This window comes from bacterium (assembly GCA_028821235.1).
Taxonomy (GTDB): domain Bacteria; phylum Actinomycetota; class Acidimicrobiia; order Spongiisociales; family Spongiisociaceae; genus Spongiisocius.
Genome location: JAPPGV010000059.1, coordinates 1 through 22784 on the forward strand (window position 1 = coordinate 1; position 22784 = coordinate 22784).

16 protein-coding genes are annotated in these 22784 nt (G+C 66.6%); 10 read left to right on the top strand and 6 right to left on the bottom strand.

Annotated features, from left to right (window positions below):
• Positions 1-4053 (bottom strand): DEAD/DEAH box helicase family protein (locus OXK16_06335; GenBank protein ID MDE0375562.1); only part of this gene is annotated, 4053 nt, incomplete at its 3' end.
• A gap of 628 nt (positions 4054-4681) precedes the next feature.
• Between OXK16_06335 and OXK16_06340 the strand changes: the two genes are divergently transcribed.
• On the top strand, positions 4682-5962 hold the full coding sequence (locus OXK16_06340) for a DUF222 domain-containing protein (protein MDE0375563.1): 1281 nt from the start codon (positions 4682-4684) through the stop codon (positions 5960-5962).
• A 301-nt stretch (positions 5963-6263) separates the two neighbouring features.
• Positions 6264-6512: a hypothetical protein gene (locus OXK16_06345; GenBank protein ID MDE0375564.1), complete on the top strand. Its 249-nt coding sequence runs from the start codon at positions 6264-6266 to the stop codon at positions 6510-6512.
• Positions 6513-6826: 314 nt separating this feature from the next.
• On the opposite strand, the gene OXK16_06350 is transcribed toward OXK16_06345, so the two are convergent.
• Genes OXK16_06350 through OXK16_06365 form a run of 4 tightly spaced genes read right to left on the bottom strand, consistent with a single transcriptional unit; the run spans position 6827 to position 10466 of the window.
• Entirely contained in the window at positions 6827-7681 is an 855-nt protein-coding gene (locus OXK16_06350) for a sulfurtransferase (GenBank protein ID MDE0375565.1), read from the bottom strand.
• Positions 7682-7740: 59 nt separating this feature from the next.
• Entirely contained in the window at positions 7741-8205 is a 465-nt protein-coding gene (locus tag OXK16_06355) for a DUF2269 family protein (protein MDE0375566.1), read from the bottom strand.
• Between the two features lie 3 nt (positions 8206-8208).
• Complete coding sequence (locus tag OXK16_06360) at positions 8209-9063, bottom strand: MBL fold metallo-hydrolase (GenBank protein ID MDE0375567.1); 855 nt, start codon at positions 9061-9063, stop codon at positions 8209-8211.
• A complete protein-coding gene (locus tag OXK16_06365; GenBank protein ID MDE0375568.1) occupies positions 9060-10466 on the bottom strand; it encodes an amidohydrolase family protein in 1407 nt (468 codons plus the stop codon). The genes OXK16_06360 and OXK16_06365 overlap by 4 nt, the downstream gene beginning before the upstream one ends.
• A gap of 94 nt (positions 10467-10560) precedes the next feature.
• Here OXK16_06365 and OXK16_06370 point away from each other — a divergent pair, with 94 nt between their 5' ends.
• The 8 genes from OXK16_06370 to OXK16_06405 all read left to right on the top strand — a co-directional run bounded on the left by OXK16_06370 (position 10561) and on the right by OXK16_06405 (position 21607).
• Positions 10561-11265, top strand: coding sequence for a GntR family transcriptional regulator (locus OXK16_06370; GenBank protein MDE0375569.1), 705 nt, complete (start codon positions 10561-10563; stop codon positions 11263-11265).
• Between the two features lie 142 nt (positions 11266-11407).
• Positions 11408-13579, top strand: a complete 2172-nt coding sequence (locus OXK16_06375) for a hydantoinase/oxoprolinase family protein (protein ID MDE0375570.1) — start codon at positions 11408-11410, stop codon at positions 13577-13579.
• A complete protein-coding gene (locus tag OXK16_06380) occupies positions 13576-15363 on the top strand; it encodes a hydantoinase B/oxoprolinase family protein (GenBank protein MDE0375571.1) in 1788 nt (595 codons plus the stop codon). Before OXK16_06375 ends, OXK16_06380 begins: the two co-directional genes overlap by 4 nt.
• Before the next feature lie 5 nt (positions 15364-15368).
• Complete coding sequence (locus OXK16_06385; GenBank protein ID MDE0375572.1) at positions 15369-16328, top strand: thiamine pyrophosphate-dependent dehydrogenase E1 component subunit alpha; 960 nt, start codon at positions 15369-15371, stop codon at positions 16326-16328.
• Complete coding sequence (locus tag OXK16_06390; GenBank protein ID MDE0375573.1) at positions 16328-17335, top strand: alpha-ketoacid dehydrogenase subunit beta; 1008 nt, start codon at positions 16328-16330, stop codon at positions 17333-17335. Before OXK16_06385 ends, OXK16_06390 begins: the two co-directional genes overlap by 1 nt.
• Positions 17332-18351 (top strand): thiamine pyrophosphate-dependent dehydrogenase E1 component subunit alpha, encoded by a 1020-nt coding sequence (locus OXK16_06395; GenBank protein MDE0375574.1) that lies wholly within the window; start codon positions 17332-17334, stop codon positions 18349-18351. The genes OXK16_06390 and OXK16_06395 overlap by 4 nt, the downstream gene beginning before the upstream one ends.
• An 11-nt stretch (positions 18352-18362) precedes the next feature.
• Complete coding sequence (locus tag OXK16_06400; protein MDE0375575.1) at positions 18363-19349, top strand: alpha-ketoacid dehydrogenase subunit beta; 987 nt, start codon at positions 18363-18365, stop codon at positions 19347-19349.
• Between the two features lie 5 nt (positions 19350-19354).
• Positions 19355-21607, top strand: a complete 2253-nt coding sequence (locus OXK16_06405) for a xanthine dehydrogenase family protein molybdopterin-binding subunit (GenBank protein MDE0375576.1) — start codon at positions 19355-19357, stop codon at positions 21605-21607.
• A gap of 12 nt (positions 21608-21619) precedes the next feature.
• Here the strand turns inward: OXK16_06405 and OXK16_06410 are convergent, their stop codons facing one another.
• On the bottom strand, positions 21620-22684 hold the full coding sequence (locus tag OXK16_06410; protein ID MDE0375577.1) for an alcohol dehydrogenase catalytic domain-containing protein: 1065 nt from the start codon (positions 22682-22684) through the stop codon (positions 21620-21622).
• Between the last annotated feature and the right edge of the window lie 100 nt (positions 22685-22784).

The window sequence follows — 22784 nt, forward strand, 5'->3', positions numbered from 1 at the left end:
GAGAGAGAGAGAGAGAGAGAGAGAGAGAGAGAGAGAGAGAGAGAGAGAGAGACTTTCAGGCGATGTGTGTGGTGTTTGTTCGTTACCGCCTGGACGGTGGGGGAACATGATGGGGACGCGGTAGACCCTAGTTATAAACCCCTTGTCGTAGTAAAGCCACATCTTGGTGAACGGCCGGTAGTGAACCTCCCGGATGTTGTGTTGGTCGTAGGTGACAGGCAGGTTGCGCCGTAGCCGTGTTCGCAGATCACCGGTCCATTTGATGACATGCGGCCTGACGTTGGCAGTGGCTTGCTTGACCGTCGCCTCTCCGGTGCTCACACGGTCGCGTTGTTGTTCGTATTCGTCGACCATTGCTTCGGCCCGTGCTTCAAGACCGTCCTTGTCGTAGTCGTACAGGTATGAGTCCTGCCCTGTGGCAAACCCGAGTGAGTAGATGTGGAACACGACGCTGGCGTCCTTGCTAGGTGTGCCACGCAGGGCTGCCTGTTTGGTGGTCTTGTCCCCGAGGGGCATCAGGTGTTGCCAGGTGGGGTCGGACTGGTTGATCCAGTCGTGGTTGCTGTCAGGCTTGATGCGCTGCCAGCCTTCCCCGTCTCCGCTCGTCGGCACATGCCCCATATCGCGGAGGGTGCGTTTTTTCTGGTCTGTGGTGAGGTAGTCGCCGATGTTGTGGTACCGGATGCGGGCCTGGCGGTCGGGGTGTGGCTGGTGGGGGTGTTTGACCAGTACGGATACGAGTATGCCCACACGGCTGCTTCCCCCGAACATCTTGCCGCCTTCCCGTCGCCATGCTTCGCCGGAGAGGCGGGCGTCGCCGCGTAGGTTGAGCAGGTACAGGCTGTGGTATTCGTCGGCTAGGCAGGCTCTGATCCCGGACTCGGCGTTGCCGTCGAGCACCGAGTTGGGAGTGATGAACGCGACGATGCCTTGGTCGCCGATCCGGTCGGTGGCCCACCGCAACGCCAGCTTGTAAGAATCGTACAGCTGCCTGCGGTTGGTCATTGCAGACTTCGCCACATAGGTGTCGGTGACGCGTTGCCTGAGCTCCGGGTACACGATATGGGGGTTGTCTTCTGCTGCGGTTCTCTGTCCTGCGGACCAGGGCGGGTTCCCGACTATGACGTCGATGCGTTGGCCGGCTTGTTGTTCGGCCCGGCGGCTGTTGCCTGACAGGGTGTCCAGCTGCCGCTGGTCTGGTCTAGTCGCGAACGTGTCACACAGGACGATGCCTGCGAATGGCTGGTAGTCGCTGCGGGGTCGGCGTTGCCGCCATCCTTCTTCGATTTTGACAGCAGCGATGTAGTAGGCCAACAGCAGCATCTCGTTGGCGTGTATCTCTTCGCGGTACTTACGGTCCAGGTCTTCGTCTGTGATAAGCGGGCGGCCGTCGCTGCCGTTGATGGTAAGTAACCGGTTGATGAAGGTGCCGGTTCCGGTGAACGGGTCCAACACATGAACGTCGGGGTCTGATATGCCCTTACCGAAGTGGTGCTGGGAGAGCCGGTCGGCTGATCGGAGAACATAGTCCACCAACTCGATGGGGGTGTAGGCGACGCCGAGCCGGTCGGTTTCCCGTTTCATGCCTTTCGCGAAGAACGATTCGTACAGCTCGAGCAGGATTTTGAGGCGGCCTTCGGGGTCGGTGACCTGGCGGACCCGTTCGGTCACGCTGTCGTAAAGGCGGTCGAGGCGGGCGGTGTCGGCTCGGATGTGGTCCCGGTCGAGCGTGTCCACCATCTGGTTCAACGCAGCCACTACCGGGTTGAGGGAAGCGAAGGCGGCGGAGCCGAACAGGGCGTTGAACACGGGCAGCGTGACTATGTGGCAGGCCAACATGTCGACCAGGTCGGCTTCTTGTAGGTGTTCGTTGATCGTCTGACGCAACTCTGTGAGGAACTGTCCGAACGCTTCCGCAGTGTGCGGCCGGGATCCGATGAGTCGGCTGATGCGGGCTGCGACCGTTCGGGTGACTTCGCCTACGTCGTCTCCCCACGTCGCCCAATACGTGCGGTCGCCGCAGATTTCGACCAGCGCGGAGGCGATTTCGGAGTCGAGGGGGAGGGTCATCTGCGCGACGGTGGCAGTGTCCAACCCCCCATCCGTGTCGTCGGTGTCACCCGTGCCGTCGGGGTCGTCGGTGTCGGTGCCGCCTATGACGTTTATGGGTGGTTTGCCGCCTTTGTCGGCGGTGTTGACCCACACGTCCATCCGTTCGTCGTGGGCTCGTAACGCCCGGATTACGTCCCAGACCGGCTTGAATCTCGGGCTGCGTAGAACGGCGTCGTCGATGCGGGTTTTCCCTTCGGGCAGTATTACGGGCAGGATGATGTAACCGCGTTCTTTCCCCGCCGCGGTTCGCATGACCCGTCCGACGGCCTGGATGATGTCGACCATCGACCTGCGGGGGGCTAGGAACAGGACCGCGTCGAGGGCGGGCACGTCGACGCCTTCGGACAGGCAGCGGGCATTGGACACGACCCGGCACCGGTCGTAGGGGATGTCGGCTTTGAGGTCGGCGATGGCGGTGGCCCGTTCCGACGCCCGTGTGGTTCCGTCCACATGGGTCACGTCCAACCCCAACAGGCCGTTGTCGGCGCCGGGTGCCGGCTGCTGTTCCACATATCCGTCGATGACGGGTTCCCACAGACGGGCGAGCTGCCGTGACGCTTTGATCGTGTTCTGGAACGCTATAGCCCGTTTCACACCACGGCCGGGGATCGGGTTGGTCTGGCCGGTGCGCCGACCGTGGCCGGGTCCGCGGGAGAGCGGGTCGGCCATCGCGTCCCAGCAGCCGAGCATGGCCACCACATCGTCCGCGAGGATTTCGTCTCCGTGGTCCAGTTGGATGGTGTTGACAACGTTGTCGGCCAGGTCACCGTACAGGCCCCGGTCGACTGCGACTATCGCTACCTGATAGTCGGACAGCCATCCTCCATCGACCGCGGCCTTGAACGACATCTCGTAGAACACGTCCCCGAACACGTCCGGGTCGTCCATCGAGAACACCGCAATGTCCTTCGAGCGGGCCTTCCGTTTGGCCTGTGCGGTGTACAGGCGTGGTGTGGCGGTCATGTACAGCCGGCGGTGTGCCCTTATCTTCTGGTTGTGATGGACGAGGGTGAACGGGCTGATCCCTGTCTTGGGGGTCTCGACTCCGGTGGTGCGGTGCGCCTCGTCGCATATGACCAGATCGAACACCGTCCCGGACTGCTGCTGCGCGGCGGCGACCTGGTCGAGCGATTGATATGTGGAGAACACCACCGTGGTAGCCCCGTTGCGGGTCGGATTAGTGAGGGCTTGGGCGATGCGGTCCGGGTCGGTAGTGACAGGAATCGACAGTTCCGTCAGATCGGCTGACTCCGCGCCGCCCCGCTTCCCCGCGGTCCGATCGGAGCACACACCCACATATGTTTGGACGGTGCGCCGCTGCGCCGCCCATTCCCGCATCGTCTGCCCCAGCAGCGAGATCGACGGGACTACATACAGCACCGTCCCATCAGCGGGCGCGGCCTGTTCGGCAATCCAGAGCGCGACCACGGACTTGCCTGTCCCGCACGGAAGGATCATCTGCCCCCTGGCAGCACCAGTGTCGAAACCGGCCACCACTGCGTCGATGGCATCCTGCTGGTAGGGGTGCGGTTCGTACAGCACCCTGGGGATAGGGGCGCTGTCGGGATCAGCAGCGAGTTCGGTCCAGGGGACCTGCCACTGCGCCAGATCCCCGTGATACAGCACACGGCATCCCGCCCCCTTCAGTTTCTTCGCGCCAGCCCGGGTGACCGGCGGAGAAGCCCGCGACGTCGAAATGAACATGCGATGCTGGAACCGGGCCGTGTTCGCTTTCGCCAAAAACGAGTCGACCCCCGATTCGGGCGCTCGGGCGTCCCGATAGCACTTCGTCTGGATCGCCCACCGGTCCCCGTCAACGTCTGTAGCGATCAGGTCGATACCCGAATCGGGACCGTCCCGTCCTTCCCACTCGCCCCAGGGAACCACCTGAGTGAACCGACCGCGGAACTCGCCCGGATGGTCCAGCAGGACCCGACACATCAACCGCTCGAACCTTCCGCCCACCCCACGCTGCGACGACGCCGACCGCCGTATTGTCTCCAACGCCGAGTCCAGACCCGACAACGGCGGGACAGCGACGGGGCCAGTCGTTTCGAATAGGCGTGCCGCACCAATCTCACTCATCGTCGGTCGCTCCCTCCGATTCGGCTAGCCGCCCGGCTGCTTGCTCCACGGCTTCGAACACTCTAGGAGGCATATATCTCAGGATCAGACCATATGGACCCATCTACAGGAGTTATCCACACCTTTCTAGGGCCGACCCTGAGTAGGTAGGGGAGAACCTCCGACTACTCCAGCAGTCGACGCCACTGGGACAGGGTCCGTATACCAAGAGCGACAGGACGAAACCGAGCAGCAGAAGGCGAAGTTGACACCGAAGCGTTGACCAATCAGCGCCGTCCGAGCCATTGGCGGAGATCACAGAAGACGACGTCGGCGTCATCTGCTGGATGGCTGTCCTTCCGGCCGCGACCCAGTAAGGGGGCCACGGGACCTTCTCGCTGTGGTGACCTGCGATAGGAACGTTGATAATTCGTTGGTGACGATCCTGTAGACACGGAATATGTCACAGGGTCTTGTTACATATATGTGCATGGTTCAAGAACACATGTCCTCCCTGCTCGGAGACCGCGACGGACGGCCCGATCTCGGCGATCCCGCGCCGGGGCTCCGAACCTCTGGCGATGCCATTGGGCGGATCGGTGCTGCTGTGGGTGAGTTGCGCCAGGCTCGTATCGGTCCCATGTCCCGCGACCACGCGACCCGTGCGGCCCAGATGTTGGGTGAGATACGGTCGATGGCCTCTTCGCTTCTGTGTGATGTGGCCCACCAGATAGAAACCGGTGATGGAGGGTCGGGGGTTGATCCCGGCGAGGTGCTGCGACAAGAGGCCCGGCTGCCGCAGCGAGAGTCGAAGAAGATGGCCAAAGTAGCGCGACGGCTCCAGAAGATGCCGAACGTCAAGGAACGGTTCGCCGCAGGACAGATCACCGTAGACCACGTCAACGCCCTGGCGAACGCTGCGGAGAAGGTCGGCACGGAAGCAGTCAACGGGGACGATCGTCTGATCGACGCCGCTGCCCAACTCCTTCCCGACAGCTTCGACCGCCACGCCCGCCGCTGGTCGAACGAGAAACTGATCGAAAGAGGCGTCGATCCCCTAGAGCGTCAGCGCCGGGCCCGGGAAGCAAAACTGTGGGTGGAGAAAGAAACCGGGCTCGGAGTCCTGATGGCGAAGGTGCCCCGCCCCCAGTTCGAACACCTCCGCCAAGCCATCGACAACCACTACATGGCTCAGCTACGCCAAGACAGCGCCGCTGGTCAAGATCCGGACCTGGTGCGTAGCCCGAAGCAGCGTGTAGCCGATGTGGTGTTCGAGTTGTTGACCAACCGGAACGCGGACACGGGCGAGCCCGTGGCGGGAACCGTAGGTGTGAGAGCTAAGGCCTCTACCCAGCTCATCCTGTTGGCTCCGCTCGGAGTGGTGGACGGAACCGATCCCGACGGCATCTGCGAGATCATCGGCGTCGGACCCGTACCCGCAAGTGTCCTCACCACCCTCAGCCCCGACACCGAAGTTGCCGGCATGATCTTCGACCGGGCAGGCCGTCCCCTCTGGCTGGGCCGCAACCAGCGCCTCGCCAACGCCGCGCAACGGCTAGCGGTAGCCATCCGCGACCGCGGATGCTTTGCCTGCGGCGCTCCCATGCACCGATGCGAACTACATCACATCCAAGAATGGCACCGCGACCGCGGCCGAACCGACGTGGACAACCTGGTGGCTGTCTGCCGCCGGCACCACAAGTGGCTCGAAACCAACAACCTCAGAGTCCAACGAACCGCCAACGGCTACCAAACTCGACCACGCACCGGCCACGACCCTCCTTGACGACCATCGCCGGGGGGCATCCGAATCTGACACGGCGACACCCCGGTGCAGAGGTCGTAGCGACTTGCAGGACCGCCAGGTTCGAGCCGTGCACGGTTCACCGAGCTCAGAGCCAGCATCGGAGAATGGGTAGCACCTTCGTCCGTTAGGCGCGAGCGAACCATCTGTTGGTCGTTAGTCGCATCTCGCGGGCCCGATGCGAGCGCGAGTGTCAACGCCGGTTGTCCGACTCGTTACGGAGTGTCACTCCGGTCCGATAGCGTTGCTAATAGCGAGTCGTCCGCAAGAGAAGGAACCCACCATGGTCTTGGCAGAGCAGGCACCCGGCGTTGAGAGTCCCAGGGGCATCAGCGCGCATGGTGAGACCAGCGGTGCTGAGGTCTTCGTCCTGAGCCCCGAAGAGCTTGAGGAGAGCATCAGCAGGACCCTCGCCGACGCGGGATGTTCGCTGGAGCAGTTGCGATCAGAGGCGCGCTCGGGCGAGTTCTCGAGCGAATCCAACTGGCGTCTGTGGTTCTGTATCTCGCCCTTCGTCGAAACCGCAACCTGACCTCAAGAACAGGCCTGAGAGTTCGCTAGCACGGTCGAACCCGCACCTGAACCTCCGAGCGGGACCACGCATTTCGGTGGCGAGGGGCAACAGGACTAGTTGTTACATCATGTCAAGGCTGCGATAGGACGCGAGACGGCGACCTGCCGAGTGCGACCCCCAGGGATCGGCCAGACTCTCGGCGTGGCCGCCATTTGCTCACGCTCTAGCTGTTGGAGAGAACCGGCGTTATTTCCAGTTACGGACCACCTCAGGTGTCTGGGTCTGATCACTGGGCGGTCAACCCCAAGGGGGAATTCGAGCCGGCGGAGTGCCTAGCGCTCGACCGGGAGGCCCACCGACGAGCCCCACTCGGTCCAGGATCCGTCGTACACCCGTACGTGGTCCCAGCCGAGTATCCGGGTGGCGGTGAACCAGAGCAACGAGGCGCGGTGGCTGAGGCGGCAGTAGGCGACCACCTCGTCGGCCTGGTCGGGCGCCGCCCCGACCGAGCGGAAGACCTCCTCCAACTCCGCCGGCGCGCGGAGGGTGTTGTCTTCGTTGAAGAGACGCCGGAACATCAGGTGCCGGGCGCCCGGGATGCGCCCGTGGCGCTCGGCCCCGTAGTCGAACCCGGTGCCGGGCTTGACCCGATCACCCACGTACTCGGTTTCGTACCTACCGTCCAGCACTACCAGGCCGGGTTTCCCGAGGCCCGCCAGCAGCTGCCCGCAGAACACCCGCGTCGAGTCGTCACGCTCGGCCTGCTGCGGCTCGTAGTGCACCGGATCGAACGTCGGCACCTCCAGGGTCATCGGCCTCCCGTCGAGCTGCCAGCGCTTCTGCGACCCGTCGAGCACGCGGGCATCGGGGTGGCCGTTCATGACCGCGGTCACCCAGTAGGCGAAGATGGCGTACTGGTTGCGCCCGCTGTAGAAGACGACAGTCGTATCGGATGAGATCCCCCACTCTCCGAACCGTTCGGCCATCAGCCGGGGGGTGGGGAACTGGCGCTCGATGGGGTGCCAGAGCACCTCCTTCCAGTACCAGTTGACGGCGCCCGGGATGTGCCCGTCGTGGTACTCGCTGGTGTCGGCCTCGTACTGGATCTCGATGACCCGCACCTTCGGGTCGTCGAGGCGTGATTCGAGCCAGTCGCCCGAAACGAGAGGGGTGGTCGGTTCAGCCATCGGGTCGGACCTCCGATCTAGAGATAATTGACTGGAGACAGATATGCATGCGCCTCTTCTCAGAAGGGTTTGAAGATCATCAGAGCCAGGATCACGGTCGCCGTGACGCGCAGGTAGATGCCTCCCCTGCGTATCCGCGTGCGGAGACGCCTCACCTCGGCTGCCTTCTCGCCGACGGGCTGCTCTCCGTCCTGCGTGGCTTCGATCGCCCGGGCCAGGGTGGGGTTCTGGACGGTGATCGAATAAGTGAAGCTACCCGCGAAGAGGATGATCGACACCAGGAGCCACAAGCGGTCGAACAACCCATAGCCCTGCTCCACCATGAGCCCGATCCCGGATACCAGCACCAGCGCGGAGAGCGGGATAGCCGTGGTGCCCGTGAGCAGGCGCACCACCCGCGTGGCGAAGAGGGAATGCTCGGTCCCGGCGCCCTGACGGCTGATCCTCCCGAACACGAAGGTGGGCCCGATCCCGGCCATCGCGCCGAACAGGTGCAGGAAAAGGAGGATGCCGAACAGGTCCACGCCTCAGCCTCCGTTCCCTCCGGTTACGCCGGGGCTCCAGATCCGCCGCCCGCCTCGGCGTTCGAACCTGCCGAAGGTGGGATGGTTCAGATGGCCGGCGGCCACGAGGGTGCGGTCCTCCTCCAGCCGGCGGAGTTGGCGTCGGCGGGTCAGGACCGCCTCCTCGGGATCGGCGTCGAAGCGGTGCACCCAACCCGTTTCGGTCGCCACCACCGGATGGTGGATGAGGTCACCGAGTATGAACAGCCGCTCGCCGCCGGACTGGACCACGAAGCTGGTGTGGCCGGGGGTGTGTCCGGGCGTGGCGACCGCCGTGATCGACCTGGTCAGGCTATGGCCGTCGGCGAAGGTGTCGAGCACCCCCGTTCTCTCCAACGGCAGCGCCTGGCGGGCGATGTTCGGGTGGTTCTCCTCGCGGGAGCTGAAGAAGGCCCAGTCCCGCTCGGAGACCAGGTAGCGGGCGTTCCCGAAGCGGGGAGAGATCGCCTCGCCGTCGTACACCAGGTTCCAACCCACATGGTCGGCGTGCAGGTGGGTGAAGGCCACCACGTCGATGTCCTCCGGCTCCAAGCCGATCTCCGAGAGCCGCTCCGGCAGCGCCCCCCGTGACTTGGGCGCCCCGGGAGGACCGAGCTCGGGTCCCCAACCGGTGTCGATCAGCACCGCCCGGCCGTCTCCGCGAACCACGAAGCAATGGAAGTTGACCATCGCGTTGCCCGGCTCGTTCTCGAGGAGGTCGAGGTACGGCGCCCAGGCCTCTTCGGGAACAGCGGGGTAGTGCCAGGCCCGGTCGAAGGAGTGGGCCTTGTCCCGGATGGCGGTCACCTCGACGTTCCCGACCCTCACAGTCGTCCTCATCGCGCTCCTCCTTGCCCGACGCCCGGGGGGTGGTAGCCGGCCCGCCGGCACAGCTCGCTCAGATGCTCGGCGGCGTTCTCCACCACCGCGGCCGGATCGACCGCGGTCAGGCGTCCGTGGCGCTTCAGGATCCGTCCGTCGATCATGACCGTGTCGATGTTGGCAGGTTGGGCGGAATGGACGATCGCGACGGCCGGGTCGTGGACGGGCGCCATGTTGAGGGCGTCGGTCCTCACCATCAACAGGTCGGCCCGCTTGCCCACCGTTATCGATCCCACCAGGTGGTCCAGGCCCAGGGCACGCGCTCCCTCGATCGTCGCCAACTCCAGGACCCGCCGGGGGCTCAGCGCTTCGGGGTCCTGGTTGGCGATCGACTCCAGCCCCACCGCCACCCGCATCGCCGCGAAGACGTCGGCACAGGCCGAGATGGCCGTGGTGTCGAGCGACAGGCTCACCGGGATGCCGGCGGCGAGGTGCCCACCCACGGGCGGGGCGCCCATGCCCAACCTCAACGAGGACATGGGGCTCATGCTCACCGGGATCCGGTTGGCGGCCAGGTACTCGCGTTCGGTCGGGGAGATGTAGAGGCAGTGGGCCAGGAGCATGCCGGGACCCAGGAGCCCCTCGTCGTGCAGTATCCGGACCTGGTGGATGCGCTGCACCTCCGCCCTGGTACCGGCGCAGTGCATGGAGATGGTCAGGCCCTGTTCCCTCGCCAGCGCCCACTCCTTACGGTAGACCTCGGGAGTCGACCGGGCCGGTCCCCGCACACCCACACCAAGGGTCAGGAGACCATCGGAGTGCGGTACCCACTCCTCGGCGATCCGCCCGATGCTCCCGAAGTCCATGACCTCGTCAGGCAGGACGCCACCCCTCTCGAGGATGGCTCGCATCTTCTCCATGGGCATCGAGGGATGCGCCGACGGAGCGGAGTAGGAGAAGTGCACCCTCGTGCCCAGCCGCCGGTGAATGTCGAGGTTGGCCTCCGCGTCGCCGTACCGCATGATGTTGTGCGACCAATCGTGGACCGTGGTCACGCCGGCGGCGATACCTTCGGCCATGCCGAGCATCACCCCCGCCGCCACGTCCTCGGACGTGAAGAATCCCCCGAGCCTGCCCTTCGTGGCGAACCAACCATGCTTCTTGCCGTCCCCCACCACACCTCTCAGCAGCGTTCCCCACACGTGCCAATGCGAATCGACGAAGCCGGGCATGGTTATGCAGTTGCTTCCGTCGATGGACTCGGCGCCGTCGGCGGGCAACCGGGGACCGACGGCAACCAGAGCGCCGTCGGCGACCTCGACGTCCGTTCCCGTGAGTTCTCCCAGGGCTGGATCCATGGTCAGCGCCGTAGTGTCCCGGATCACGAAATGACCTCTACCGGGCAGGCCTCGGACAACCATGTCCGGCACCCTAGTGCTGCGGGCTGCGAGGGTACTGCACGGCGGTTCCGGCCGAGTGGCGCCACATGGGAGGGCCTGCATACAATATCCAGCGATGAGCACCATCGACTCCCAGACGGCCATCCCGCCGGTCGGCGTGCCCAGGTCGCAGTTCCTGCCCGCTGTTGAACCGCTCAGCGCCGAGGACGCGGTGACGTCCGCACTGAGGGACGCCATTCTCAGCGGCCAGCTGATGCCGGGAGAACGCCTCGCCCAGGCAGAGTTGGCCCGGCAACTGGGCGTGAGCCGTATCCCGTTGCGCGACGCGCTGCGGCGGCTCGGCGAGGAAGCCCTGGTAAGGATCGACGGGCGGCGCGGGGCCTGGGTGACGGCTCTGTCGAAGCTCGACATCGCGGAGATCTACGAGCTGAGGATCATGCTCGAAGGTCGATGCATCCGCTACGCGGTCCAGAACCTGTCCGGCCACCAGGAGCAGGCCGCAGTGCTGGAACTGTCGAAACACATGGACAGCTCGGACCGGGACGACACGGCGGGTAGGGCAGCCCGACGAAGGTTCTACGACGTGCTCTACTCCCACTCAGGGCGGCCCCGGATGCACCGGCTCATCATGCAGCTCCGGGACAACGTGGGCCGGTACCACCTGATACAGGACACAGATCTGGCGCACGCCGCCCACTCCCAGGTGCGCCACTGCATCATGCACGGGGACGCCGACGGGGCCGCCCGAGCAGTGAAGGCCCATCTCGAGGAAGCCCGGGAGGACCTGCTGGCAACCATGTCAGAGGAGACCCTCCAGTAGTGCCGCACTGCGGGGGCGAGGCCGGCCCTGAAGACGCCGGTGGGGTCGGTAACCGGGCGGAAGGCCGTCCTTGGCATAAGGTATACAATCCGGGTATGGACCAGACCACACCAGTGAAGCCGCGCGTCCGGCGAGGGACGCCATGTACCGGATAGCAATCGATGTAGGTGGTACGTTCACCGACTGCCTCGTCCTAGACGAACAGACCGGTGACCTGCATCAGTTCAAATCACCCACCACCCCGCCCGATCCGTCGATCGGGTGTATTGACGCTCTCGCCAAGGCGGCGACCGCGTACGGGCTGGCGCTCCCGGCCTTTCTGGAGAGGGTGACACTCCTGATCCACGGGACGACCCTTGCCACCAACACCCTCATAAACGAGGACGGCGCCAGAACCGGAATGATCACCACCAGGCACTTCCGGGACATGCTGGAAATACGCCGTGGCTACAAGAACGTGCGGACCTCCATGTACAACGTGTTCGTGCCCCCGTACAAGCCCCTGATACCGCGAAGGCTGCGGCTCGAAGCGGAGGAACGGGTGCTGTACACGGGGGAGATCCACAAACCGCTCAACGAGGACGAGGTACGGGAAGCGGCCCGCCAGCTCGGCCGCGAGGGCGTCGAGTCGGTCGCAATCGGCTTCCTCCACGCCTACGCCAACACCGCCCACGAGCGACGGGCCGCAGAGATCGTGGAGGAGGAGTTGGGTGAAGACGTGTACGTGACCACCTCCTCCCAGATACTGCCCGTGTGGAGGGAGTGGGAGCGGTTCTCCACGATGGCCGTGTCCGCATACACCGGCCCCGCCGTGAAGCGCTACCTGCTGGCTCTCGAGGACCGGCTCGCCGGGAACGGCTTCGCCGGAAGCCTGATGATGATGCTCTCGGATGGACTCGTAGAGACGGTCGAGAACTGCATCCCCCGCGCTGTCTACCTCATCGGATCCGGTCCGGCCGCAGCCCCCGCCGCCGCCGTGCACCTCGGCTCCGAGACCGGCCACAAGAGCCTGCTCAGCTTCGACATGGGGGGAACCTCCATCGACATTGGGGTCGTGATGAGGGGCGAGATACCCACCACGACCGAGGGATGGGTACAGGACGAGCGGGTGGCCATCAAGATGGTGGACATCGTCTCGGCCGGAGCGGGCGGCGGGTCGATTGCCTGGGTCGATTCGCTGGGCCTGCTCAGGGTGGGGCCGAGCTCGGCCGGAGGCGATCCGGGGCCGGCCTGTTACGCGAAGGGTGGGACGGCACCGACCGTCACCGACGCCGACCTGGTGCTCGGCTACATCGACCCGGACTTCTTCCTGGGAGGCGAGATCCCGCTCGATCCGGGACTGGCCGTAGGCGCCATCGTAGACAAGGTGGCCGAGCCTCTGGGTATGACCGTCGAGCAGGCCGCCGAGGCGATCATGACCGCGGTCAGCTCCTTCACCGCGGACGAGATCAACGAGATGGCGACCCGGCGAGGGATCGACGTCCGGGACCTGACCCTGGTGGCCGGCGGCGGGGCCGGTCCGGCGCACGCGGCGTTCATCGCGGACCTACTGGGGCTCCCGCACGTGATCGTGCCGTCGGTGGCATCAACCTATTCGGCGTTCGGGATGTTCGCGATGGACGTGGGCCGTAACTACGCCCGCTCCTACATAACCCGATTCGCCGACCTCGACACCGACCGGGTGCAGGCCCTCTACGAGGAGATGGAGCAGGAAGCCATCACCGGCTTCGAGGAGATGGGGTACCGGGCCGAGGACGTGAGCTTCGCCCGCACCGCCGATCTCCGCTACATAGGGCAGTTCCACGAGGTGGAGGTGGAGATGCCGATGGATCCCGGCCAGGACCTCTCCGAGACAGCCGAGAAGACCTTCCGGGCGAGCGTCTTCCGGGACGCAGGCGGGATGCAGATGCTGGACGCGGTCGAGGAGGCCATCGACAACTTCCACGCCAAGCACTACGACCTGTACACGTTCAACATGCCCTGGCAGGGGGTCGAGTTACTGACCTTCCGGCTCCGGGCCACCGTGCCGAAGGCGCCCTTCGAACTCCACCGGATCCCGGAGGGCGGTCCCGATCCGTCGGCCGCGCTCAAGTCGCATCGTGACTGCTGGTTCGGGGGCGAGCGGGTGCCCACCCCTGTCTTCGACGGCGGCCGGCTGAAGGCCGGCAATCAGGTCGTGGGTCCGGCCATCATCGAGGAGCCGACCACCACGGTGGTGGTGCCCGGATCGTTCACGGCCACGGTCGACGCCCAGCGCAGCTACCACCTGAACCGCAACGGAGCGGTCGGAGAACCCTCGGGAGGTACGACATGAGACCCGGCCCCGTCGACCCGATCACCCTCTCGACCATCTGGAACTCGTTCCAGAGCATGGGCCGCGAGATGCGCTACGTCATCGACCGCACCGCGCAGAACTACCTGATCGCCCAGCTCCACGACATGGCGGCCGGTATCTGGGACGCGCAGGCCCGCACCATCGCGGTGCCCGAAGGACCCACGTCCATGTTCCTGTCGCAGCAGTTCTCGGTGGAGTACATCCTCGACAAGTTCGGCGACGACCTGCATCCGGGGGATGTGATCATCTGCAACGATCCCTACAAGGGGTACTGCAACCACCTCCCGGACTGGGGTTTCTTCAGGCCGATCTTCTACGAGGACGAGTTGGTGTTCGTCGCCCTGACCCGGGGCCACCAGATGGACACGGGAGGATCATTTCCCGGTGGCTACTTCCCCAACGGCTACGACATACACGCCGAAGGGTTGATGATCCCCCCCACCAAGATCTACGACCGGGGCCGGGAGCGCACCGACGTGCTGGAGCTCATCTGGAACAACGTCCGGTGGCCCGACGGGGTCAAGATCGACAACTACGCGCTGATGGCGGCGCTGCAGGTGTGCGACAACCGGATCGTCACCCTGCTCGACAAGTACGGCGTCCCGACGGTCAAGGATGCGGTGGAGGAGATGCTGGACCGGATGGAGGCCAACGTGCGGGCCCAGCTCGCGGAGGTCCCGGACGGGACCTACTACGGCGAGTCGGCCACCGACGACGACGGCACGGTGCTAGACGAACTGGTGTGGGTGCGCTGCGCGGCCACCATCAAGGGCGACGAGCTGATCCTGGACTTCTCCGAGAGCGACGCCCAGCGGAAGGGGTTCGTGAACTGCGTCTACTCGTCCACATACAGCCGGGCCGTGGCGGGCAGCTTCCTCTACTTCGACCCCGCCTACTCGGAGTTCCACAACGAGGGCAGCATGCGACCCATCACCGTGGTCGCTCCGGAGGGCTCCGTCTGCAACGCCCAGTACCCGGCGACGGTGGGTGGATCCCCGGTGAACATGGGGACCCAGGTGCTGGAGGCGACGGTCAACGCCCTGTCGAAGGCCATGCCGGACAAGGCCATCGCCGGATGGGGCCGCCGGAGGGGCCACTACATCGCAGGCGTCGATCCCCGCACCGGTGAGCGCTACGTGCAGACCACCACCGATGCCGACGGGGGCTCGGGAGCGGTGTGGGGCTACGACGGGTTCGAGGGCGCCATGGGTATGTCCGGCCTCGGCTCGATCCAGCGCGGCAGCGTGGAGGAGATCGAGATCCGCTTCCCCTGGCGAGCGGTGCGCTACCACTACGTCCCGGACATGTCGGGGGCCGGCCGCTGGCGGGGCGGGTCGGGAATGCTCTGGGAGGTCGAGAACGTCGGTGGGGACGTAGGGGTGGCAACCGGCAGTTCGGACGGCGACCTGACCCAGCCGCCGGGAGCGGTCGGGGGCGAGGACGGTCCCCTGTCGAGGATGTACGTCCGCCGGGGAGACGAGATCATCCCGGCCCGCACCCACCGCATGGTGCAGATCAAGAGCGGGGAGATCCTCGGGAAGGTCAGCGGCGGCGGAGGCGGGGTGGGTGATCCCACCGAGCGAGACCCCGACAAGGTTCTCGAGGACGTGCGCAACGAGTGGGTGACGCCCAGCCACGCGCGGAACGTCTACAAGGTGGCGATCGACACCGAGACCATGACCGTCGACCGGGACCAGACCCGGATGCTCCGAAGCTCCACAGGCGAGACCGAGACCGAGACCGAGACCGAGACCGAGACCTGACCGGCATGACCCGAACCCGCCCGTTGACGGATCTGGAGATCCTGGCACGGATGTGGCTGATCAGGGCGTTCGAGGAGAAGGTGTCGGAACTGTACGCCGCCGGCAAGGTGGCCGGTCTGATCCACCTGGGGATCGGACAGGAGGGATCGGCGGTCGGAACCTGCGCCGCCCTCGGCCGGAGCGACTACGCCTTCGGCACCCACCGCTCCCACGCCCACGCCATCGCCAAGGGCGCCGACCTACGCCGGTTGATGGCCGAGATCGCCGGACGGTCCACGGGCTACTGCAAGGGGAAGGGCGGATCGATGCACATCTCCGCTCCCGAGGTTGGCTTCGTGACCGCCACCGGGGTGGTGGCCGGGAACATCCCGCTGGCGCTGGGCGCCGCCCTGACCAGCGTCACGCGCAACGAGGACCGGGTCTCGGTGGCCTTCTTCGGCGACGGGGCCGGGCAGAGCGGTCCCTTCCACGAGAGCCTCAACATGGCCGCACTGTGGAAGCTGCCGGTGGTACTGGTGTGCGAGAACAACGGGTACGTCGAGTTCTCTCCCCTGTCCGCCCACACGGTGGTGGAGCGCCTGGCCGATTACGCATCCGTCTACTCGATCCCGGCCGTCACCGTGGACGGTGGTGACGTCCTGGCGGTCAGGGACGCCGTGACGGAGGCCGTGGACCGCGCCCGGGGAGGGGGCGGACCCTCCTTCGTGGAGGTGCTCACCCACCGCCTCCGGGGTCATTACGAGGGAGACCCGGCCCGCTACCGGACGCTGTCCGAACGGGAGGAGTGGAAGCGGAAGGACCCGGTCGCCCGCTTCGCCAGGCATCTGGCCGAGGCGGGGGTGCCGCCCGAGCGCCTCGATGACGTCGAGGCCGCGGCCCGGACCCAGGTTGCCGTAGCGGCCGAGCAGGCCCTGGCGGATCCCCCCGCCGACCCGGCGGGCGTGACCGGCGACGTGTACGTGTGATGGCAGCCCGTATCCGGTACATCGAGGCTGTGCGACAGGGGTTGCAGTCATCCATGCGGTCCGACCCCTCGGTCATCGTGCTGGGCGAGGACGTGGGATACGGCGGTCCCTTCGGAGCGACCAAGGGCTTGGCGGACGAGTTCGGGAAGGACCGCATCCTCGACACCCCGATCAGCGAGGCCACCGTGATGGGCATGGCTACCGGGGCGGCGGCAACCGGCCTGCGCCCGGTCATCGAGATCATGTTCGTCGACTTCGCCACCCTGGCGATGGACCAGTTGGTCAACCACGCCGCCAAGCTGGGCTTCATGACCGGCGGCCTTCTGCGGGTGCCGCTTACGGTACGGGTCCAGGGCGGCGTGAGCGGGCGGTTCGGCGCCCACCATTCCCAGAGCCTCGAAGCCTGGTTCCTGCACACGCCGGGCCTCAAGGTGGTGGCGCCCGCCTTTCCGGGTGATGCCGCCAGGCTGCTCGAGGTCGCGATCGCCGACGACAACCCGGTGGTGTACGTGGAGCACCGGGGTCTGTACTGGACGAAGGGCGAGGTCACGGGGAACGAGCCGGCGTCGGGATCCGTAGTGCGGCGGCGCGGCGACCACGTGACGATCGTCTCCTACTCGAGGATGGTCCACCACGCGCTGGCCGCGGCGGATACCCTGGCAGCGGACGGCATCGAGTGCGAGGTGATCGACCTCCGCTGGCTGGCTCCAATCGATCTGGAACCGGCTGTGGCCTCATTGGGCCGGACGGGTAGGGCGGTGGTAGCTCACGAGGCCGTCACTACCGGCGGGGTTGGCGCCGAGGTGGTGGCCCGGCTCCAAGCCGCCCCCGGTGTCCGCACCAGGGCTCCGATAGCCCGGGTGGGGGCACCGTTCGCCCCGGTGGGCGCCGCACCGGAGTTGGAGGACGCGTTCGTTCCCGGTTCCGGAGACATCGTGGGGGCGGTGCGAGGCCTGCTCGGCGAGGTCCCGCCCCGGACCGATGGACAGAAGGGAGGAAGAACGTGATCCCCGACCTACCGGCCGATCGCCTCACCGACTACCTGCGCCGGATGCTGGTCATCCGCCGCTTCGAGGAGGGGCTGATAGAGCTGGCCGGCGAGTACGCCGTCGGCCACTTCCACGTGTACATCGGCCAGGAGGCCACCGGCGTGCCGGCCCTGGCGCAGCTCGAGCCGGGAGACGTGGGCTTCACCACCCACCGGAACCACGGTCACCTGCTGGCCAGGGGCACCGACCCGGCCGCGATGTTCGCCGAGATCCTCGGAAAGGAGACGGGGACCAACCGCGGCAAGGGGGGCACCCTCCACATCGCCTCGGTCGAGAACGGCTTCCCGACCACGTCGGCGGCCACCGGAGGCTGCACACCCCTCGCGACCGGGGCCGCGTTCGCCTTCTCCCGGCTCGGGAGGGATCGGGTGTCCGTATGCCTGTTCGGTGACGGAGCCCTGGAGGAGGGCACCTTCCACGAGTCGATCAACATCGCCGCCCTCGAGAGCCTCCCCGTCATCTATCTGTGCGAGAACAACAGCCTGGAGGCGCTCGGTCAGAAGGCCAACGAGTACCCGTCCTCCACGATGGCGGCGGCGCCGCTCACCGACCTGGCCGCCGCCTTCAAGGTGCCCACGATCACGGTGGACGGCACCGACACCGGAGCGGTCCACGAAGCGATGGCGACGGCCGTCGGGCGAGCCCGCGGCGGCGGTGGCCCCACCTTCATCGAAGCGCTCACGGTCCGGTGGCCGGGAAGCCGGCCGATCTGGCCACAACTCCTCACCGGTCCGACCGATCTCTCCTACGCCTGGGACCCTTCGGCGATCCCGGCCGACTACGCGGTCTGGCACGCCGAGCAGGATGGGCTGCTCCGCTACGTCCGGGAGCTGCTCTCGGCCGGAGTGCTGACCTCCGACGAGGCCTTGGCAATGGACGAGCAGGTCAAGGACCAGATCGAGCGAGGCGTCCGGTTCGCCCTCGACAGTCCTTACCCTCCCGTGGCCAGCGCCCTCGAGTCCGTCTACGCATAGGAGTTGTGGATATGCGCGAGATGCTCTACGCCGAGGCGCTGGTCGAGTCGCTCCGCCACCAGATGGCGACCGACGAGCGGGTCCATCTCATGGGCCTCTACTTCCTGGGCCTCACCAAGCACCGGGCGATCATGGCCCGCCTGCATGCCGACTACCCGGGCCGCGTTTACCACCCCCCGATCGCCGAGGTCGGGTACGTGGGCGTGGCCATAGGAGCGGCGCTGGCCGGGCTGAGGCCCATCGTGGACATGGCCACCGCCAGCTTCATGTTCCAGGCCTTCCCCCAGATCGTCAACGAGGCGGCCAACATCCACTACATGTCGGGCGGCGCCACCAAGGTGCCGATGGTCTTCCACTTCAACCATGGCATCCGCGGAGGAGGAGCGGCCCAACACTCGCACAGCCCGCAGGCGATGCTCTGGAACACGCCTGGGCTCGAGATCATGGCGCCCTCCACGCCACGGGACGTGATGGGGCTGGTCAACACCGCCGCGGCGTCCGACAACCCGACCGCCTGGGTGGATCACGTCCGCCTGTTCGACACCCGAGGGCCCGCACCTGACGACAAGGACTTCTCCATCCCCTTCGGCGTCGCCGACGTCAAGCGACGCGGCACGGACGTGACCGTGTTCGCCTCCTCCTGGATGGTCCTCCGCGCGCTGGAGGCGGCGGAGACTCTGAGCGCCGAGGGGATCGACGTAGAGGTGGTCGATCCGCGCACTCTCTCCCCGCTCGACGAGCAGACGATCCTCGACTCGGTAGCGAAGACCGGACGCCTGGTGGTCGTGGACGAGTGCCATCGCCGGTGCGGCGTGGCCGCCGAGATCATGGCCGTGGTGACGGAGAACTCGTTCGGAGACCTGGTGGCCGCCCCGGCGCGGGTGACCACCGCGGACGTCCCGATACCGTTCAGCCCGCCGCTGGAGCGGCATGTCGAGCCGACCACCGGCAAGATCGTCGCGGCCGTCCGGGCGGTAACGGACAGCGCCGCCGGGTAGACAGAATGGACCTGGGCCAGGCGCCGGTTCGGCTGGAGGACCTCCCGCTGATCACCGGCTCCGGCCGGTTCGTCGGTGACATGGTGGACGCCGGCACCCTCCACTGTGCTTTCGTGCGCAGCCCGGTCGCCCACGGCAGGCTGTTGCCTCCGGACCTCGGCGGCGCCCGGGGCCTTCCAGGCGTCGTGGCCGTCTTCGGCGCCGACGGCCTCGGCTTGCCGGACATGCCGTCGTCGCCCCATCCGGGCGCACCTGGGCCCGCCGGCATGGGCCAGCCGCCCCTGGCCCGCGACCGGGTGCGGTACGTGGGAGAGCCGGTGGCAGTGGTAGTTGCCGAGTCGGCTGTCCAAGCGGTGGACGCTGCCGGGTCGGTGTGGATCGAGGCCGAGGAACTCCCCGCCGTGGACACCAACTCTGCGCTGGCGGGCGAGGTGCTGCTGTTCCCGGATACAGGCTCGAACATCGCCCACCGCGCCACGATCATGACCGAAGGACCCCGACCCGCCGCCCAGGTCGAAGTCACCGTCGACGTCGATATTCCCAGGGTCTCACCGGTCACCATCGAGCCCCTGGCCATACTCGCCCGCCAGGCCGGGTACGGCCTCGAGGTCTGGTGTGGCCATCAGGCGCCTGCAGCGCTGTCGAGACAACTCGGAGGGATGCTGGGCATCGACCCGTCCGGCATCAGAACGAGGGTTCCGGATGTGGGCGGGGCCTTCGGGACGAAGGGCCAGTTCTATCCGGAGTATCCCGTAGTGGCGGCCATAGCCCGGCGTCTGGCTAGGCCGACCGTCTGGCTCCAGAGCCGGACCGAGCAGCTCATGTGCGGTACCCATGGCCGCGCCCAGCACATCACGATGCGGGTCGGCGGTGACCGTGACGGACGGATCCGCTACCTCGCCGCCGAGATAGTGGGCGATTCCGGGGCTTACCCGTGCTCCGGCGCTCGTGTCCCCTTCTTCACCCTGCCCGTGATCCAAGGCCCTTACGACATCGAGCATCTCGAGGCCACTGCAACCGCGGTCGTCACCAACAGGGCCCCGGTCGGCCCGTACCGTGGCGCCGGCAGACCCGAGGCGGCCATCGCCATCGAACGGGCGGTGGACGCGTTCGCGCAGGCCGCCGGGTTGCTTCCCGAGGACGTTCGGAGGCGCAACTTCGTCGGTCCGGCCGACTTCCCCTTCAGGAGCCACACCGGCTTCATCTACGACTCGGGCGACTACGCGGCCGCCCTGGAGCTGGCCATCGACACGGCCGACGTGGCTCGGTGGCGGCAACTCCAGGCGGAACGGCGGGCCGGCGGGGGCAATCCCATCGGTATCGGTATCGGCTCGTTCGTCGAGCGCGCCGGAGGCTCGGCCGGTTCGGGCGAGTACGGCAGGGTCGAGATCAGCCAGGACGGCGGTGTGGTCGTGAGGACCGGATCGACTCCCTCCGGCCAGGGACACCGTACGGTCTGGTCCCAGATAGCAGCCGGCGTGTTCTCCGTGCCTACCGAGGAGGTGACGGTCTACGCGGGGGATACGGGCGAGGTGGCAGGCGGTGTCGGAAGCTTCGCGAGCCGCTCCACCCAGCTCGGCGGCTCGGCGATCCTCCGCACAGCAATAGAGGTTCGCGCCCGCGCTCGGGCGATCGCCGCCGGAATGCTGGAGGCGTCAGAGGCGGATCTCGTCCTGGTGGACGGGGGCTTCGGCGTCGCCGGCTCGCCGGGCACGACCGTCACGCTCGCCGAGGTTGCCGCCGAGGCGGGAGCCACCGGCGTCGAACTGGCGGCCGAGGAGATGTACACCGGCGCCACGCTGACCTTCCCCTTCGGAGCCTACGTGGCAGTCGTCGAGGTGGAACGCGAGACGGGCGAGGTGGCCCTGCTGTCGCTCGTAGCCGTCGATGACTGCGGCAACGTGCTGAATCCGATGATCGTCGAGGGCCAGGTACACGGCTCGGTCATGCAAGGCATCGGAGAGGCGCTCCTGGAGGAGGTCGTGTACAACGCCGACGGGCAGCCCATCAACGCCAACCTGGCCGGCTACCTCGTGCCCACGTCCACCCAGCCCCTCCCTCTGATCGCCCGGCGGACCACCACTCCCGCTCCCGGCAATCCTCTCGGTGTCAAGGGAACCGGCGAGGCCGGTTGCATCGGGGCGCCTCCTGCGATCCTGAACGCCGTGCACGACGCCCTGCGCGACGACGGGGTGACGTCCTTGGACTTCCCACTCACACCCGCCCGGGTCTGGGAGGCCATCCGCTCGACCCGCTAGATCAGCGGCCCTCTACCCGTCTCCTTCCGCGACGCGCAGGACGATCTTGCCGACGTTGCGCCTGGAACCCAGGTCGGCGTAGGCCTCGCGAATGTCGCTGAGGGGTCGGACCGAGTCGATCGCCGGATCGATGCGGCCTGCTCCGGCCAGGTCGAGGCACCGCCGCATCCCCCGCCGCGTGGATCCCGCGCTTCCGTATATCGCCACCCGCGACCGGAACAGCCAGTTGTTGTTGAGTTGGACCATCGGGCCGGCGTGCGACCCGCAGACCACCACCCGGGCCCGATTCCGGAGTGTCTTAAGCACCTCTTTCCACACGTCCGGGTTGCTGGCTGGGTCGAGGAAGAGGGTGACGCCCTCGGGAACGATGCCGCGGATCCGGCCCGCGAAGTCGGGCTCGGCGGTGTAGTCGACGGTGGCGTCCGCGCCGGCAACGGCCGCCCGCGCCGCCCGATCAGGCGAGCCGGCCGCACCGATGACGAACGCACCGGCCAGCTTGGCGAGCTGGACCGCGGCGGAACCGATGGCGCCGGATGCGCCCGCCACCATGACCACATCGTCCCCGGTCAGTCCTACCCGGGTGAACATCTGCTCCGCGACGGGAAACGAGTGGGCCAGTGCTGTGGCCTTGGCGTGGCTCAGGCCGGATGGGACGGGGAACACGCTGCGCTCGGGCACCGTCACGTACTCGGCGTGTCCACCCCACCGGTGGACGCCCACGTTATGGAGGTAGGGACAGGAGTCGTCCTCGCCTCGAGCGCAGAATTCGCAGGCATCGCAAGCGATCGGAGGTTTGACGACCACCCGCCGGCCGACCGCTAGGGAAGTGACCCGAGAGCCGTGCCCGGCAACCACTCCCGATGGATCTATCCCCATCACATGTGGGAACGAGAGGTTCGCCATATGGGCCCTGCCCGACATGGTGAAGAGATCCTGGTGGTTCACGGCCACCGTCCGGACCCGGATCAGCACCTCGTCTTCCGCCGGTTCCGGTACCGGCAGGTTGGTGTCCATGATGCAGTGGGGACCTCCGAGCTCCACCAGTGCCATGGCTCGCATGGTCTTCGGGAGGGTCACGCTATTCCCAGCGAGAGTCGGGTCATCGGCCTCGAGTCCGGTCGTAGCGGCGGTTCACGATTCTTGACGATACCGTCCGGAGACCTGCCTTCGGAGCCGG